Here is a 16,899-nt window from a genome sequence, read left to right as displayed (position 1 = left end):
TCATCGTATCAGTCCGAGTTTCGTGCATTCGGCTAGACGATAAGATATAAAATATCGTATCGGCGTCGTTTTGAGCTTAAAATACTGAATATACTCCCCCGTACGATGAAAATCATCGTTAGAAACAAAAAATGACCTGACAACTCGTGCAATACGATGAAAAGCATCGTAAGCACACAGACGAAATAGGTCAGCCCTTTTTATATTTTCTGATATGCTAAAAAAGAAAGCCTCCATTCGCCACTCTTAAGTGGGATTGGAGGCTTTCTCACGAAGTTGGGTTCTTCGGGTTGGGTTTTCGGGTTGATCGGTTTGGGTTTTCGGGTTGATCGGTTTGGGTTTTCGGGTTGATCGGTTTGGGTTTTCGGGTTGATCGGGTTGGGTATGATTAATCTTGACTGCTTATCTTAAGCTTGAATTTCGATGCTCTTCACGACGTTGTTCTCGCCTTTGACGATGACGTTCAAGTTAGGCGACAGCACGCCGTTATTTCCGGTAATCGCGACATTCGCATCAACGTTATAGATGATAACCTGTTGCGTTCCGTTCACGTCTTTGGTAATCGAGATCGTGGCGATTTTGCCTTGTGCGTTTAACGTGAAAGAGCTGACTTTCCCGGAGTCCGTCAATTGCACGGCGGATGCAGCAGGCTTCGTTACCTCGATGAACACAGCTTTGCCTTGGAATGTGCGAACGAGCGCTTCGTCTCCGACTTGAAGGGCGGACAACGGAGCTTTTACATCCTTGCGGAAAATAAACACGTTAGCATCAACCGGAACCGAAACCGTTGTGTTATCGGCTTTTTTCACGGTTATGCTTCCATTAGCGATGACTTGAATAGTCCCAGTGATCGCTTGAGCGTTCTTGTCGTCAGGCAGTTGTTGGTCAACGCGATCTAATAAAGCAGCCAACTCGGCGCGGGTTACAGGCTTGTTTGGCAGGAATATCCGATCGAAGGAATTGGAATCATTATCATCGTCATCAGAATCATGATCATCTGAACCGGTAACCGTGTAACCGGTGATGAGGTTCTTCTCCAATGCGACTGCAACGTACCCAACGGAACCGGCAGGAATTTGTTTCGCGTCACGGAACGGCAACACCGTATCCATCTTTGTTTTCGCTTCGGCTTCAAGCTTTAATGCCTTTACCAATAACACGGAAGCCCAAAGCCGGGTTGCCGGTTTGTCGGCTTGAATGGAGGTTTCGGTTTCGGAGAACAGGTCGTTCTCCAGAGCGACGGTTACATAACCGACGGCCCAGCCGTATTTTTTCTTCAATTGATCGAAATCTTTGAAGTTAAGCTTGGCATTCATGTTCTCCGGCTTCTCTGCTTCTTCCTTAAGCCCAAGCAGGCGAACGGCAGCTACCAATGCTTCGATGCGGGTAATGTTGTTGCGCGGTTTGAAGTCTCCATCTTCATATCCGTTAAAGACGCCTTGCGCAGCTAGACGGATAATATGATCGTATGCCCATTTCCATTCATTCTGGTTCAGGTCGCCGAAGTTTAGATTAATTTCGACTTTTTTAGCTTTTCCTTTTCCATTATTATGCTCGGATCCGTGTTTCGACGACTTGGCGGAAGCCATCACTCCCGTTGCACCTCCGACTAGCATGCTGAGCGCTAGCGTAGCGGCTGCGGTTTTCTTCCAGATTGGCTGCGTTTGTTTCATTTTGAAAACACTCTCCCTTTTGTATCGTATTGACGGAAAATACCGTATGCCTATACATTTCGGGGAGCAACGCGATTATAAGAGGGTCCTAGTCGTAAAATGAGTCTAAAGTACGAGAAAGGACCCATTCCCCGTCAACGAGGTAATGAGTCCTATTCGCGTTATTTGTTGTTATCGGGCGGTGTCTCCCGCTTTTCCTTCAGCCATTTCGGGGCGCCTTTGTTTTTGCGATCCCGTTCGCGGTCTGCTTTGACTTTGGCGGGTTTGACCGGTGATTTCTCCGCAGCTTTAGCGGCAGGTTTAACGGTTTTGGACGCAGCTGCAGGACTTGGAGGTCTGTCGGTCGGTTTACGTTCCCCCTGCAATTGCGGCTTTATTTCGGGCTTCGGCTTGAGAGTCTCCAAATATTCGGTTTTCGACTTCCATACCGGTCGTGGGTCCTTCGCCTCCTCACGGTTCACCCGAGGCTTTTTCTCCGCAGCCGGATTTTCGCGTGCGCCCCCCTCTTCCAAAGAAACGACACGACCTTCGAACAGCATTTTAGGTTGAACCTGGATTTTGAGCTGTTTCTCCAATTTATCGATAATGAATCGCTCTTGAGCGGTGATCAGCGTGATCGACGTCCCTTCGCGGCCCATTCTCGCCGTTCTGCCGGAACGATGAACATAATGGTCCGCATCGAGAGCGGGCTCAAATTGGATAACTAGCGGCAGGCCGGGAAGATCCAGCCCTCTTGCCGCAACGTCGGTTGCAATTAGCAGCGTCGTACGCCCTTTGCGGAAACGCTGCATTACTTCTCCGCGCTCTTGCCCGCGCGTATCTCCGTATAGGGCATCGACGGAAAACCCTTCATATCGCAGCTTCGCGAGCAACTCGCCGATTTTCTCCGTATCGTTGACGAACAAAAGCGCCGAGGACGGCTTCATATGCCGAACGAGCTTACGGATCATATCGATTTTCTCGCGTCGATCGCTGAGAAAATACCAATGCTGCAACGTAGACGACAGTCCGTTCTCATTCTCTGTCTCCGTTACATCGGAAACCCAAGGTTCCTTTTGCCATTTCTTCTCCGCATCCCTCATGGCTTCCGAACGGGTTGCCGATACGAAGATGGTTTGCCGATCGCGGTTGCATTGGCGCATCAGATTTTCCACGTCGCTCTTGCCGCCCAGCGAGAATATCCGATCCGTCTCGTCAATGACGACGAAAGTGACCGCATGAAGAGAAAGCTTGCGGGTCGTCGCTACCTCGCGAACTCTACCCGGCGTACCGACGATAAGCGCAGGCTTGCTCTTCATCCGCTCGAGCTGACGGGCCAAGGAAGCGCCTCCGATCAGCGCCGTCGCCTTGATTCCTAACGGCTGTCCGTAAGCTTCCGCCTCCCGCATAATTTGCATCGCCAGCTCCTGGGTCGGCGCAAGAATCATCGCTTGCGTTTCCCGGCGCGTACCATCGATTTTCTGCAATAAGGGCAATAAATAAGCGAGCGTTTTCCCGGTCCCGGTCGGAGAAACCAATACGCCATCCTTACCGGCCAGCAACGGCGGCCATGCTTGGCTTTGTACGTCGGTAGGCTCCTTAATCCCGGAGGCTATAAGCTTATCCGCGAGTGCCTCATTTAATCCCAATTCGATAAAACCCATCATATCGACTCCTTGTTTGAACCTATTTCTTATTCATGAAACGCCCGAAGAGGGCCTCGCTAAGCGGAAATAGCTGCATAATCCGAACTCCCGCCGACGCTGTCCAAGGTAAATCAAGCTCCGGCTTGCGCCTCTCGATAACGGATACGATCGCGCGCGCGACTTTATCCGGCGTCATCATGAACCAGCGTACGTTGCTCACATAAGTTCCTCGCGGATCGGCGCGCTCGAAGAACGGAGTATCGATGGGTCCGGGATTTACGGCGGACACCATTACCCCGCTGCCGCGCATTTCTTGCCGCAATGCGTTCGTTAATCCGAGAACCGCGTGTTTCGTTGCCGAATAGCCCGTAGACTTCGCGGTTGCCATCTTGCCTGCTATTGAGGCTACATTGACGATATGCCCTTGCCCTGCCTTAACCATATAAGGAAGAACGGCATGCGTGCAGCGTACCGTGCCCATGTAATTCACGTCCATCATCTCTTGAAAATGGGCAAGAGAAGCTTCCGCAAACGGAACAAATTCGCCAAAGCCGGCATTGTTAAGCAATACGTCGATTTTACCATAACGCTTAAACGCTTCGGATACAACCCGGGTAACCTGCTCCTCTGAGGTAACATCCATTTCATAAACCGCATGCTCGCTTTTAATGGATGCCGATATCTCCAGCATTTTATCCCGTGACCGCGCTGTTAAAATCGGGATAGCTCCGCGCTCCGCCAGTAATTTCGCAACCAAAGCGCCAATTCCGCTCGATGCGCCCGTAATGAGCACAACTTTGTTATGTAACGATACTTTCAAGCATACCCCTCCTTGAAGGATATAAGCGTTGGAAATGGAAACTTGTATATTCTGTTCTTACCATGAAAAAAGCCCCTGCCGGGGCGGTCTAACTCGCTTATAAGTGTAGGCGAATCCATTTATTTACGCAATCAGCACTTGGATTTCCATTTCGCCGATCCCGTCCATGATGAGAGGAACAGCCAGTGCTCTCTTGGCTCCCGTCGCCGATGCAAAATGGGAACCCATGATCTTAGGAGGCGTTATGTCAACATGCACGCCTTGATTATACAGCATCGTGCTGGCGTTTCCGCTTATCATATTGCCCAATTCGGAAATCGCGCTTTTCCCCATATCGTCGATTTCGGTAATGACATAACCGCCCATCATCGCGGATATCATCCGCAAAGCAACCGATTCGCTTAATCCGAAGACGATGTCTCCAGTCATATGCCCCGTAAGTCCAATTTGGATCCATACATGGTTTTCCGCAAATTTGATGTCCCTGATCGACAGTTGTCCTGTACTGGGACGGATTTGTACCATCTGTTCGATAACCAAACGCGCGGATTCCAAAAACGGGTTGATGTACTCAGCCTTCATGCCTAAACGAGCCCCTTTTCCTACTTGGATTGAAACCGCTAGCCGTAACCGCTTTCCCTCATTATACTGAAATCATAGGTACAAGTACACTGTTTTTGTCAGAGGGTGATGAACAATGCCGAATATATGGGCTCATATCCAATTTGGAAAAGAAGTACTAACCGCAATCCAGGAAGAAGGTCCTATGGCTAATCCAGAGTGGAAAGCCTCTTTCCAGCTTGGATGCCAAGGCCCCGATTTCTTGTTCTACGATCATTTCCTGCCTTGGCAGGCCGCAACCCCTTTGAATCGGCTCGGCTCGCAGATGCATAACGTGCGCTGTGGACCATTCCTGCTGTCCATGTTCGACGTTGTGCGTAAGCGTCCCATCGACGATCATGCGGTTGCTTATGCGATCGGATTTCTGCTCCATCACATTCTGGATCGACATCTTCATCCCTTCGTATTCAGTCGATCCGGCTTCAAGAAGTGGCATCATCAACGCTATGAAACAGCGATGGATTCCGTCATCCTCATGAAGCGGGCAGGAATCCACACCGGAACGACACCAGTTGCACCGGAAATAAATACGGGCGACCGGCTTCCTGGCGGGTTTGCGGCTGAGTTCCTACGTATCGCCTCTTATCACTATCCCGTGCTTGCCGCGCAAATCACTCCTGATCGGCTTGATGATGCCGTCGCCCAGCTATTAACGGCTCAACGGTTATTTTTCGATCCGTACGGTTGGAAAGGTAAGCTGACTTTCGGACAGTTGGAGCCCTTCTCTCCTCCGCGGTTGCTTCCGGATTGGGATGTCCTTAACGAAACGCTGCAGCCATGGATAGATCCAACAGATCGTACGCTCATCCGAACCGAAAGTGCGATGGATTTGTGGGAGCACGCGCTAACGGATGCGATTGCAACGACCGCGGCGTGTATCGCTTGGTTGAATGTGGAAACCGAGGCAAATTCGGCCGTACCGAAAGCTCGGTTCGCTGAGTTGCTTCAAGATATATCCTACGAAACCGGCCGTCCTTGCGGGAGCGGCTGGATTACGTACGCAGATTCTGTTATCCCCATTAAATAGTATCGGCTATTGCAAAGCTTCGCGTTCCGCTTTCTCCAAGTTCACCAACCTGAGCAACAGAATTCCGACTATGAAAAATAAGGCGACAGCCAGCAAAGCCGATCGGCTTGAATCGCTGATAAGCTTAACGATGCCGAATACAAGCGGGCCTCCGAAGGAGAAAAACCGGCTGGTGAAGCTCAGGAACCCGTTGAATTCGGCGGTTCGCCCGCGCGGAATCATCTTGCTGAAGATTGCCCTGGAGGTCGCTTGCGATCCTCCTTGAACTAGACCGACCAGACCGGCCAGCATATAAAAATGCAACGCGTTTGTCATGAAATAGCCAAGTATGACAATGATTAAATAGGTGACTAAAGAACTGTAAAGCATCTTCTTGCTGCCAAGTTTATCGGCCATTTTCCCGAATAGCAACGTTGCCGGAAATCCGATGAACTGCGTAATTAATAACGCCGTTATGAGATCGCTGTCCTTGATTCCGATCGTCGTGCCATAGCTGGCCGCCATCACGATAATCGTGTTGATGCCATCGAAGAAAAACCAATAAGCGACCATATACTTAAGCAGCTCCGGATAATGTTTCAAGCGGGAGAACGTTTCGCCCAGCCGGCCCGCGCCCGCCTTAACATACTCCCAAGCTTTGCCTTTGTTCGCTAATTGCGGGTCATTGATTCGCCGAAATAACGGCAACGAGAAGACGAACCACCAGGTGCCGACGGTGATGAAGGAAATTTGCGATGCAGCGGTTTTATCCGGGAGCCCGAAAGTTTCCCAACCAAGGATCAATGCCAGGTTCACCGCCAACAGCACCCCGCCGCCCAAATAGCCCATCGCATATCCGCGCGCGCTTACGCTTTCCCGCTTGGCGGGAGAGGTAATGTCGTTCAGTAAGGCGTCGTAGAACGTATTTCCCGCGCCGAACCCGACCATCCCGGTGACGACGAGTATCGATGCCAGCCACATGTCCCCAGCTCCGACGAAAGCCATGCAGACACTCGCGACCGACCCGATGATGCTGAACACCCTAAGAAAAGCGACCTTTTTGCCCGTATGATCCGCGATAGCCCCCATAAGCGGAGAAAGCAGAGCCACGACCAGAGCCGCGGCCGTCTGCGTAAAGCTCCAGCTCCCATCGGTTCCGCCCGCTACGCTTATGAAATAAATCGGCATAACCGCAGCCATGATCGTTGTCGCAAAAGCCGAATTCGCCCAGTCGTACCAAACCCAGGCTTTGATCTTCTTCTTATCGTCCATTCTGGGCAATCGCCTCTCTCGCTTTTCGCGTTGTTTGACGGAAACATTCGACGCAGGATGGGCGATTCCTTTCATGGACAGGCCCTTTAACATTATTTAATCCTGCGCTTACCTTTTTTAGGATAAGCAAAAAGCCCGGAAGAACTAAGACGGGGGTGACCCGCCCTAATGATCTCCGGGCTTATAATCTGGTTCTTATTGCGGTTTGGGCACTCGCCCGGGATCGATTAACTCGCCGGATTTGGCATCCTCCAGCAATTCGATCAACCAATCTCGTTCCGCCACGGATAAGCGAAGTATGCCTTGAATCATGCGAACCGCTCCTCGAGGCAGCCAATCGCTCTTGAGATCCAGCACGCCCTCGATTCTCGCGATTCTTGTGCGGCAGGCTACGAGCTGCTCCGCAATAATTTCTTCCAAACGTAAACTATCGGCATGCCGGGCGAATGGCAACGCCATGAACATCGGATGCTGAGGATAATAATCCAGCTGCATTTGGTCGTACAACAGCTCAAGAAATACCGATTTTCCTTTATCCGTAATTCCGTATACCGTCTTATCGGGCCGATTAGTCCCGGTTGCCGGAATCACTTCCATGGCTTCGATTAAGCTATCTTGACGCATTTGGTCGATCGCATAGTAGAGAGAGCCATCTCGCAGCTTAAACGTATGATGCCAATTCCGCGCTTTGATCGTCTGCCTGATCTCATAGGGATGGCGATTGCATTCCATAAGCAATCCCAATATCAACAGCTTCATGGACATGGGGCATTATCCCCCATGGAAAGACGGCTCCGGCTTGCCTGCTCCTTCGCCTTTCGGGCCATGAGAGCTTTGCGGACCGGGTGCGCCTTGTTGTCCGGGCTGGGCTTTCTCCATGCGCGCGCGACCCATCAGCAATGCGAACACCAAAGCCAATATCGGCAAAATAACGGACCATTGAAAAATAAAGATAATGGAATCCGCCAACTTCGTTAGAAGTCCGTTTACGACATCCGCGGTTAACCCCATCTTAGCCTGGACAGTTGGATCTAGCAGCGCCTGACCCCCTTTAATCTTGGCAGCCATCGCGGGATTGATATTAGGTATTTCCGCAATGCCTTTCTGGAACTCATGCTTCTGCAATGTACCGAACACCGTCACCCCAAGAGCGGAACCGATTGTCCGAAAGAAGGTGATGAGCGAGGAAGCCGAGCCTTTGGATTGCGGCGGAACGGAATTTAAGGTCGAGATATTGAGGAGCGAGAACGATACGCCCATGCCAAGCCCGATAATGATCATGAATAAGGTAATCATCAAACGGCTTGTCGACGTGTCCATAACGAATCCAAGTAAATAAGAACCGACAAGCAAGGTAATCGCAGATACGATCATAACGTCCCGGTATCTGAATTTATTCGCTACTCTGCCCCCGATTTGACTGCTCAGCACGACGCCAAGCATCATGGGGATCAGAACGGTACTTGTCTGAGTAGCCGTCTTGTGGAATACGCCCTGAATAAATATCGGAATGTACGTTGCCCCCGCAATCATGACGCCGCCGTACAAAAGGCTAATGGCCATGCTGCTGGTGAATAAACGCTTTTTGAATAGACTTAGCTTAACGATGGGATCCTTGGCAACTCTTTCCGCAAGAAGGAACAGAACGAACAAGACCGCCGAGGCAACGAATAACGAAATCGTTTTAGCCGAATCCCATGCCCAACCCTCCGAACCGCCAAGCTCAAGTCCGAACATTAAGGTCAGTATAGTAGCTGTCAGCAAAATCGCCCCCGCCCAGTCAATCACTTGCTTGCGGGACACTTTCGTCTCATGATATGCCTTCGCGATGAAGATAACAGCTAAAATTCCGATCGGCACGTTGATATAGAAAATCCAGCCCCAATGGAAATTATCGGTAATGGCTCCGCCCATAATGGGCCCGAATACGCTTGATATACCGAAAACGGCCCCGAATAAACCCATCATTTTTCCGCGCTTCTCCGCAGGGAACAGATCGAAAATAATCGTAAATACGATCGGCATCAGGGCTCCGCCGCCTATACCCTGAATGGCGCGGTAAATGATGAGCTGATCCATGTTCATTGCCGTGCCGCACAAAATCGATCCGACCATGAACAATAATAGTCCCATGAGGAAAAACCGCTTGCGGCCGTACATGTCGGAGAGCTTGCCGAAGATCGGGGTCGACACGACCATAGCGATCATATATGCGGAATAAACCCAAATAAAGCTTTCGAGCCCTCCGAGTTTCTTGATGATGGTCGGCATAGCCGTCGACACGATCGTTTGGTCTAGCGCGGCCATGAATAGACCGAGCAGCAGTCCTGCTACGACTAGTCGGGTATTGCTTTTTTTCACATCCATGTTTGCACAACTTCCTTCCCCATAGCTTACATAAATAAGTACTCAAATTTGATTACATCCACAACGTATTATACTCAAATTTGAGTAATTATCAACCCTTTGCTCCGAATTAAATAATCTCCTATAATAAACTTAGCGACAAATCCCTTTTATATCCTGCGGTTAACATGATAAATATATTCAATACAAGGGGGGCGATTCATTGAACATTAGCCAGTTGGAAACTTTAGTCACCATATCCAAGACGCTTAGCTTCCGTAAAGCCGGTGAACTGCTCAACCTGACGCAGCCGGCCGTATCCGCGCAAATCAAAAGCCTGGAAGACGAATTCAAGAACATACTGGTCGATCGCAATCATCCTGTAACCTTAACGGACCGAGGCCAAGTATTTCTGGATCATGCCGAGCAAATATTAGCGGTCGTGGAACAATTAAAGCAGAAGCTGTCCGATCTGAACCATATTCCGCAGGGCCACATCGTATTAGGGACGACGACATCCATCGCGATACAGATCTTGCCGAGGGTGTTATCCTATTTTCAAAACCAATATCCGCTTATCAAGACAAGCATTCTGTCCATGACCTCGACTCAAGTACTGTCCAGCGTAGAAAATGGCACCGTCGACGTCGGCATCGGATACTTAACCGACCGAAGCGCGCAAGTGGAAACGTCGGTGCTCTATTACGACACTTTCGAGTTTGTGGTCGCGCCGCAGCACCCGTTAGCCGCCTCCAATCGGATCACGATCGGCATGCTCAAAGATGTTCCGCTCATCTTGCTTTCACCTGACACGCTCGGACGACGGTTCGTCGATCGAATATTCCGCGATCATGGCTTAGAGCCGAACATCGTTATGGAGCTAGGCAGCAGCGAAGAGGTCAAACGGATGGTAGAACTCAATTTGGGAGCGGCAGTCGTCTCCAAGCTATCCATCGCGGTCGAGCTGCGCCGAGGTACGCTCAAGATGATCCCGGTGAACGAATTCGAAGTCAGCCACCCCGTCGGAGTGATAACCAAATCGGGACGATACGTTAACAGCGCTATGCGGCAATTTCTGAACGACTTGAAAGGAATGCCTGAAGATCAGTTTATCGGCAGCGAATAAAGAGAGAATCGGGAGAGATGACCATGAAATTCGATTTGCACACGCACCACGACAGATGCGGCCACGCCTCGGATAAAATCAGCGACTACATTGAATCGGCTATTGAGTCCGGCATGCAGGTTATCGGAATTTCCGACCACTCGCCTTATTTTGCCCATGAGCTCGATCAGCCGCAGCCCGGCATCGCAATGGCTAGAAGCGATTTCCCCAATTATGTGGCAGAGGTTCTTCGCCTTAAGGATAAATACAAGGATCGGATCGAAGTGTTGCTTGGGGTCGAATCCGATTTCTATGTCGATCAGATCGAGTTATATCGAGCCTCTTATGAACCATATCCGTTCGATTACATTATCGGCTCCGTCCACCAGACGAGGGGAGTCAGCATCTTTAATCGCAATCGTTGGAAGGACAAAGACGAAGCGCAACAAGTCGTGGAAAAGAAACATTATTATGAATTGATTCTTCATTCGGTGAACAGCGGGCTATTCCAGGTGCTCGGCCACATCGACGCGATGAAAGGCTATTATCCGGAGTTCGCCAACATCGCCGGAGCCGAATCCGAAATCGACGAAGCTCTGAAAGCGGTAGCGGCTAATGACATCTCTATCGAGATCAACACGAGCGGGAAGACAAAGTATTGCGGAGGATGGTATCCGTCCGATGCGATTCTCGAACGCGCCCTTCACTTCGGCGTAGACGTGACCTTCGGATCGGATGCGCACGTCCCCGACCGAGTCGGTGACGAATGGGAGCTTGTGCAGAAGCGGTTAAGCGAAATCGGCTTTAAACATTGGGTGTTTTTCCGTCAGAAACAGAAAATTGTCGTCCCATTGTGATAGAGTTAGGGCAGAAAACAAAAAAAAGGAAGCCTGCCATCGGTGGCAGGCTTCAATATTATGAAAAAAGGGGGTCTTGTTAATTATCATATCCGACCTCTGCGACAGAAAGGTAACAGGAATATTTCAATTGCATGACAAATCTATGTTATCTAGGGAGCGTGCCTATGAGTAAACCTTTGAACGCCAAGTACGATTATCATCATTTGGAGCACGTGAAGGAACAATCCCGCTCCAAACGTACTTTATGGATTACCCTTTATTTGACCTTATTCTTCACCATTGTGGAAATCATCGGCGGTATATTGTCCAACTCGCTGGCTCTGTTGTCGGATTCGGCGCATATGATTTCGGATGTGATCGCGTTAGGACTAAGCATGACAGCCATTTACTTGGCTACGCGGCCATCCAATGCCAAGTACACCTTCGGATATTTGCGGTTCGAGATTATCGCTTCATTTCTGAACGGACTGGCTCTCTGCGTCATCTCGATCGGAATTTTCATCGAAGGCATAAGGCGTTTCCTCAAACCGGAAGAAATTGATTTCACTCTTATGCTGACGATTGCCTCTATCGGCTTTGTCGTAAATCTCGTGTTAACCCTTGTCCTAAGCCGCAGTCACCATGAAGAGGAAAATTTGAACATCCAAAGCGCGCTCTGGCATTTCATCGGAGATTTGTTAAGCTCCGCCGGAGTTATTATTTCAGCAATCGTCATTTATTACACGAATTGGTTGTTTTTCGACCCTTTAATCAGCATAATTATCGGCGGAATTATTTTCTACGGCGGTTACCGAATAATCAAGGAAGCCACTTATATTCTAATGGAATCCGTTCCCGATAAGTTTAATCTGGACGAAATCCGCGCAGAGCTTGGCAAAGTGGAAGGCGTGGAGGATGTCCATGAAATGCACCTATGGGCTATTTCCAGCGATCATTACTCCTTAACCGCGCATATGTTCGTGAGAGCCGACATTCAGCAATTTTGCATCATTTTAGCCGTCAATGACATGCTGAAGGAGAAATACGGAATTACCCATTCCACGATTCAAATGGAGCACGCCAACATTCACCCGCACGGGGAATACGGCAAACAATTTCTTAAGCAGCAAGAGGAAAAGCAGCATTTGGCTCAGAGCACCGTTTAAGGTAAATCGATCAACAGAATGCGGGCACCGTTCGGACTGACGATGGTCAACTCGGGCACATCCTCGATCCGCGCGGCGTCCCGACGTTCTAAGTTTGTTTCCCCGTTTACGTTGACTTCCCCTTCCAGGACGAACAGAAACGCTTTTCTTCCTGCAGGCTGATTGAAGGTTAAAGGTTTGCCGGCCGAAGGATCCGACAAGTAGATCGTCATATCTTGATTCACATGCGCGACTTTACCCTCTACAGCGCTGGATGAAGCGACCGGCACCAATCGATCGGCAAGTCCGTCCTTATCGAACTCCGTTGTTTCATACGATGGAGTCACTCCCCGCTCGTTCGGCACAAACCACATTTGCAGCAGATCAAGCTGCTCCGTCTCGGATATGTTATATTCCGAATGGAACAGGCCTGTCCCGGCCGACATCCTCTGAATGCCGCCCCAACTCGTCTGCGCGCGATTACCCAAGCTGTCTTGATGCTCTAACAGCCCTTTAAGCACGATCGTAACGATTTCCATCTCTCGATGGGGATGCATTCCAAATCCTTCCGAAGCCGCAATGGAGTCATCGTTCAGAACCCTCATCGGACCGAATTGCAAATAATTCGGATCGTAGTAATCGGCGAATGAGAAGCTGAAATTAGACTTTAGCCAGCCATGATCGGTGGAATAACGTTCTCCTGCACGTTGAATATTAATCATAATAGACTGCCTCCTTTGTTATATCCTAATTCCATCTTAACCCACGCCCTTCGATTTGTTTAGCATGATTCTTTTCATGATCCCAGAATATTTTATAAGCTTACTTATGTCAAGTAACTATTTTATATTAAGTTATCACTTACTTTTCTGAAGTGAGTATGTTAAGATGTAAACAAAGGGGGAATCCGTATGGACTATTCCAAAATGTGCCCCAAGTACGAGTCGGCTGCCGAGTTATTGGGCAAAAAATGGACGGGACTAATTATCCGCGTGCTGCTCGGCGGTCCCAAACGGTTTAAGGATATTAAAGAGCAAATTCCCGAAATGAGCGATAAAATGCTGACCGATCGCATGAAAGAGCTTGAATCAAGCGGGATTCTCACTCGAACCGTTTATCCGGAAATGCCGGTGCGCATAGAATATGAGTTAACCGAGAAAGGCCGAAACTTGGAGGAAGTCATTCTTTCCATCCAAAATTGGGGCGAGAACTGGATGTAACAACATTATAACACGCACAAAAGCGGGTCCCTTCTACCAAGGGCCCGCTTTTGTAATTCAAATATTCAAACCTTTACTTAAACCGATTAACGGCTTGCTCCAATTCACGAATGCGCTCCGAAAGCGAGCCCATCGCTTCCGCTACTCTGCGGACGGAATTCATCTGGGATTCGGCTATGCCGGCGACGTCTTGGGATCGGTCCGCGCTCGCTTCGGAAATCGCCTCCGTTTGTCCAACCAGAGTTGACAACTCCTCGATTCGCGCTCCGATTTCCTGGCCCGCCGAGGCAATTTCACGAAGCTCCCCTTCCATATCCGCAATGCCAAGCGATATGCCTTGGAACGCGTTTCCGGCTTCCCGAACGATTGCGGTACCGTCCTGGACTTCTCGATAACCTTCTTCGATTTGCTTCATAACCGACGTTATTCCGGATTGGATTTCTTCAATCCCGTGCGTGATTTCCGAAGCCGTCTCATCGGCTTGCAGCGCCAGCTTCCTCACTTCGCCTGCAACGACCGAGAATCCTCGGCCTTGCTCACCAGCTCTGCTGGCCTCGATATTCGCGTTCAAAGCAAGTAAATTCGTCCGATAGGCGATCGCGGATATCGCCTCCACCATCTTCCCGATTTGCTCCGACTTCGTATGAAGAATGTGTGCGTCCCGAACGGACCCGTCCACGGAAACCGCTATCCGTTCCATCTGCTTAACGGCGTGCTGAATCGTATCGTTTCCTTCAACCGCGTGTTGCGTCGCTTGCTCTGCAACCGCTGCGACCGATATCGTTCGATCGCCGATCGTCATCATGCTATCTCGGATTTCCCGGGTAACCTCGGCTCCTCTTTTCATGCCTAGTGCCTGTGAATCGGCACCTGCAGCTACCTCGCGCATCGATTCCGCGATCCGGTTAGCCCCTTCGGCAGCTTGATCGGCATCCCCCGTCAATTGGCTTGCCGCAACAGAGGTCACGTTTGCCGTCGAACGAATGCCAGACACCAATTGTTTGAGATGCTCAACCATTTCCTGCAAGGAACGCGCGATCGAACCGATTTCATCTCCCCTTCGGCGAACTTTATCCGATAACGTGCCTGACAGATGGCCTGCCGATACCTCTTTCAGGAAGGACTCAAATCGGACTAACGGCACGATGATACGGCGACGGAGCACAACCGCTATCAGAACGATAAGGACGATCGCTAGCAACGCCGCGATGCCGCTCAGCCGGACCATCTCTTTCTGCACAGTGCCGCTTGCTTTCGCGGGAACGGATACGACCAACTCGGCAATGGACTGACCCGACATTCCCGGATGGCCTGACTTCACTTCACTAAACCTTGTACCCTTCAGATCATTCGATTGAAATTCAGGCTCCTGCTCAACCGTTGGAAGCGGAGCCGCGTTCGCTAGCAATCCGATCGTTTCCGGATCGCTTCCCAGCTTCTGGCCTTCGAATGTTCGAATAGCCAGACCGGCGTTTAAGATCGCTCCAATGCCCTTCATCGTGTCGTCATTCAAAAAACGTCCGAAGATAAGCATACCTGGAGAAACTTCTTTTCTTTGCTCATCCGTGATCTGGGAAGCCGCGATGATCGCGATCCCTTTAGAGGTTTGGATGAGACCGTACACATCCGTGTCCTTCTTAACTTTCTGAACGATGGACGGATCCTTTAATTTCCCCATGAATTCGGGAATGTCTCCGGCTTGCGTGAGCACGTTTCCTTCATTATCGGCCGTGGCCAGAAAACTAAGATTCGGGATAACCTCCAAAGATACGTCAACGTTCTCTTTGATCCATGCGATGTCTCTGTCTTTAACAGCCGTCCAATTGTCCTTCCACTTCGCGTTAGTGATGACGGAGCCGGACAATTGTTCGCCGAGCTGGCTCAACAAGCGATGCGCGGAGTCGCTCACTTCTAGAGCATGCGCTTTCTCGATATCGCGCAAATCCGAGCTTAAAGTTGAATAATACAGCCACCCTACCCCACCAAGAGGCAGCATCAACACGACCAACATTAATAACAAAACCTGAACTCGCAAATAACCCCAGAAACGGCGACGGGATACCATACAACGAACATCCTCCTCAATTTACCTTTTACACCTTTTGACACAACCCTGCCGTTTTCCTCCTTATTTTCGACGCCATCTCGCAATTTAAAGCAAATTTAGCCAATATCCGATCGCGCTCTGCAAAAAGTTTACAAGTCTGTTACAAGTCGATATAACGTAGCAACATCAATCTCTTAATCTTACATTCAGACGAGATATCTGAAGGAGAGAGATTGATGAAAAAGAAAGTTGTTTTCACTGCATTGATCGGAGTCATCGTTGTAGGCGGCTTATGGTCGCAAGTTAATGCCAATACCCAAACGAAATCAGCGGCCGTCCCTGAAGCTTCGCAGCAGCAGCCGTCTATAGAGCCTTCTAGCAAACCAACAGTCGAGCCTTCCAGCGAACCCGCTAAAAATCCTAAGCCTTCTGAGAAGCCTCCGAGCAAACCGTCGGTTAAGCCACCCGCCGAGACGAAGCCGCCGGTCAAAGAAACGTCGATTAGTTCTCTATTAGCCGACAATTTACCTAGACTTACCGTAAAGAAGAATAAAGACGGACTCGCGGTCGTCACTAATACTTCCAGTCTATTTGTCCTAGTCAACAAGAAACGCAACCTGCCGTCAAGCTACGCGCCCAAAGATTTAGTCATTCCTAACGTTCCGTTTTCTTTCTCGGGCGATTCTCCTAAGAAGCAGATGCGCAAAGAAGCAGCCAAAGCATTGGAAGCTCTTTTTGACGCGGCCAAGGACGACGGCATTAAGCTGAAGGCCGTGTCGGGATATCGATCCTACGCGACGCAGAAAGCGATATTCAAGAGCAATGCCGATACTAAAGGCGAGGAAGTCGCTAACCGTACAAGCGCTCGTCCCGGTCAAAGCGAGCATCAGACAGGTCTAGCCATGGATGTTTCAAGCGCAAGCGTCGGATATGCCTTGGAGCAAAGCTTCGGGGATACGAAAGAAGGCAAATGGCTTGCCAAACACGCGGCGGACCATGGATTTATTATCCGGTTCCTGAAAGGCAAAGAGTCCATAACCGGATATTCTTACGAGCCTTGGCATGTCCGTTATGTTGGAAAAGAGCTCGCTAAGGACATAACTAAGAAGAAAGTGACGCTGGAGCAATATTTCGACGCGTTGTCTGCTACAATGGATAATAAATCCTAATCAATCTAGTC

15 protein-coding genes are annotated in these 16,899 nt (G+C 49.8%); 6 read left to right on the top strand and 9 right to left on the bottom strand.

The genetic code is table 11. From position 1 onward, the window contains the following. Window positions 1–407: 407 nt before the first annotated feature. The 4 genes from K7P76_RS19600 to K7P76_RS19585 all read right to left on the bottom strand — a co-directional run bounded on the left by K7P76_RS19600 (window position 408) and on the right by K7P76_RS19585 (window position 4,700). Window positions 408–1,673 carry an S-layer homology domain-containing protein gene (locus K7P76_RS19600; RefSeq protein WP_232186992.1) on the bottom strand — a complete coding sequence of 422 codons (1,266 nt, stop codon included), beginning with the start codon at window positions 1,671–1,673 and terminating at the stop codon, window positions 408–410. A 161-nt stretch (window positions 1,674–1,834) separates the two neighbouring features. Then, window positions 1,835–3,316 (bottom strand): DEAD/DEAH box helicase, encoded by a 1,482-nt coding sequence (locus K7P76_RS19595; RefSeq protein ID WP_232186991.1) that lies wholly within the window; start codon window positions 3,314–3,316, stop codon window positions 1,835–1,837. A gap of 22 nt (window positions 3,317–3,338) precedes the next feature. Beyond that, complete coding sequence (locus tag K7P76_RS19590; RefSeq protein WP_232186990.1) at window positions 3,339–4,118, bottom strand: SDR family NAD(P)-dependent oxidoreductase; 780 nt, start codon at window positions 4,116–4,118, stop codon at window positions 3,339–3,341. 123 nt (window positions 4,119–4,241) lie between these two features. Further along, window positions 4,242–4,700, bottom strand: coding sequence for a chemotaxis protein CheX (locus K7P76_RS19585; RefSeq protein ID WP_232186989.1), 459 nt, complete (start codon window positions 4,698–4,700; stop codon window positions 4,242–4,244). Window positions 4,701–4,815: 115 nt separating this feature from the next. On the opposite strand from K7P76_RS19585, the gene K7P76_RS19580 reads away from it, so the two are divergent. Continuing rightward, on the top strand, window positions 4,816–5,766 hold the full coding sequence (locus tag K7P76_RS19580; protein ID WP_232186988.1) for a zinc dependent phospholipase C family protein: 951 nt from the start codon (window positions 4,816–4,818) through the stop codon (window positions 5,764–5,766). 6 nt (window positions 5,767–5,772) lie between these two features. On the opposite strand, the gene K7P76_RS19575 is transcribed toward K7P76_RS19580, so the two are convergent. From K7P76_RS19575 to K7P76_RS19565, 3 genes are all read right to left on the bottom strand, one after another. After that, the gene (locus K7P76_RS19575; protein ID WP_232186987.1) at window positions 5,773–7,110 is read right to left on the bottom strand and encodes an MFS transporter; all 1,338 of its coding nucleotides are present in this window, start codon (window positions 7,108–7,110) and stop codon (window positions 5,773–5,775) included. Window positions 7,111–7,212: 102 nt separating this feature from the next. Continuing rightward, window positions 7,213–7,782 carry a PadR family transcriptional regulator gene (locus K7P76_RS19570; protein ID WP_232186986.1) on the bottom strand — a complete coding sequence of 190 codons (570 nt, stop codon included), beginning with the start codon at window positions 7,780–7,782 and terminating at the stop codon, window positions 7,213–7,215. 6 nt (window positions 7,783–7,788) lie between these two features. After that, complete coding sequence (locus K7P76_RS19565) at window positions 7,789–9,384, bottom strand: MDR family MFS transporter (RefSeq protein WP_232186985.1); 1,596 nt, start codon at window positions 9,382–9,384, stop codon at window positions 7,789–7,791. 202 nt (window positions 9,385–9,586) lie between these two features. Between K7P76_RS19565 and K7P76_RS19560 the strand changes: the two genes are divergently transcribed. From K7P76_RS19560 to K7P76_RS19550, 3 genes are all read left to right on the top strand, one after another. Further along, on the top strand, window positions 9,587–10,489 hold the full coding sequence (locus K7P76_RS19560) for a LysR family transcriptional regulator (protein ID WP_232186984.1): 903 nt from the start codon (window positions 9,587–9,589) through the stop codon (window positions 10,487–10,489). A 23-nt stretch (window positions 10,490–10,512) separates the two neighbouring features. Beyond that, a complete protein-coding gene (locus tag K7P76_RS19555; RefSeq protein ID WP_232186983.1) occupies window positions 10,513–11,325 on the top strand; it encodes a histidinol-phosphatase in 813 nt (270 codons plus the stop codon). A 167-nt stretch (window positions 11,326–11,492) separates the two neighbouring features. Further along, window positions 11,493–12,473, top strand: coding sequence for a cation diffusion facilitator family transporter (locus K7P76_RS19550; protein ID WP_232186982.1), 981 nt, complete (start codon window positions 11,493–11,495; stop codon window positions 12,471–12,473). Here K7P76_RS19550 and K7P76_RS19545 read toward each other — a convergent pair. Beyond that, window positions 12,470–13,174, bottom strand: coding sequence for a pirin family protein (locus K7P76_RS19545; protein WP_232186981.1), 705 nt, complete (start codon window positions 13,172–13,174; stop codon window positions 12,470–12,472). The two genes, K7P76_RS19550 and K7P76_RS19545, sit on opposite strands and share 4 nt — an antisense overlap. A gap of 189 nt (window positions 13,175–13,363) precedes the next feature. Here K7P76_RS19545 and K7P76_RS19540 point away from each other — a divergent pair, with 189 nt between their 5' ends. Next, the gene (locus tag K7P76_RS19540; RefSeq protein WP_232186980.1) at window positions 13,364–13,672 is read left to right on the top strand and encodes a winged helix-turn-helix transcriptional regulator; all 309 of its coding nucleotides are present in this window, start codon (window positions 13,364–13,366) and stop codon (window positions 13,670–13,672) included. A gap of 73 nt (window positions 13,673–13,745) precedes the next feature. Here K7P76_RS19540 and K7P76_RS19535 read toward each other — a convergent pair whose 3' ends face one another. Continuing rightward, window positions 13,746–15,737, bottom strand: coding sequence for a methyl-accepting chemotaxis protein (locus K7P76_RS19535; protein ID WP_232186979.1), 1,992 nt, complete (start codon window positions 15,735–15,737; stop codon window positions 13,746–13,748). 218 nt (window positions 15,738–15,955) lie between these two features. Between K7P76_RS19535 and K7P76_RS19530 the strand changes: the two genes are divergently transcribed. Then, entirely contained in the window at window positions 15,956–16,888 is a 933-nt protein-coding gene (locus K7P76_RS19530; RefSeq protein ID WP_232186978.1) for a D-alanyl-D-alanine carboxypeptidase family protein, read from the top strand. Window positions 16,889–16,899 lie beyond the last annotated feature (11 nt).

This window comes from Cohnella silvisoli (assembly GCF_021190915.1).
Classification (GTDB): Bacteria; Bacillota; Bacilli; order Paenibacillales; family Paenibacillaceae; genus Cohnella; species Cohnella silvisoli.
This window is presented reverse-complemented; position numbering and strand designations above follow the sequence as displayed.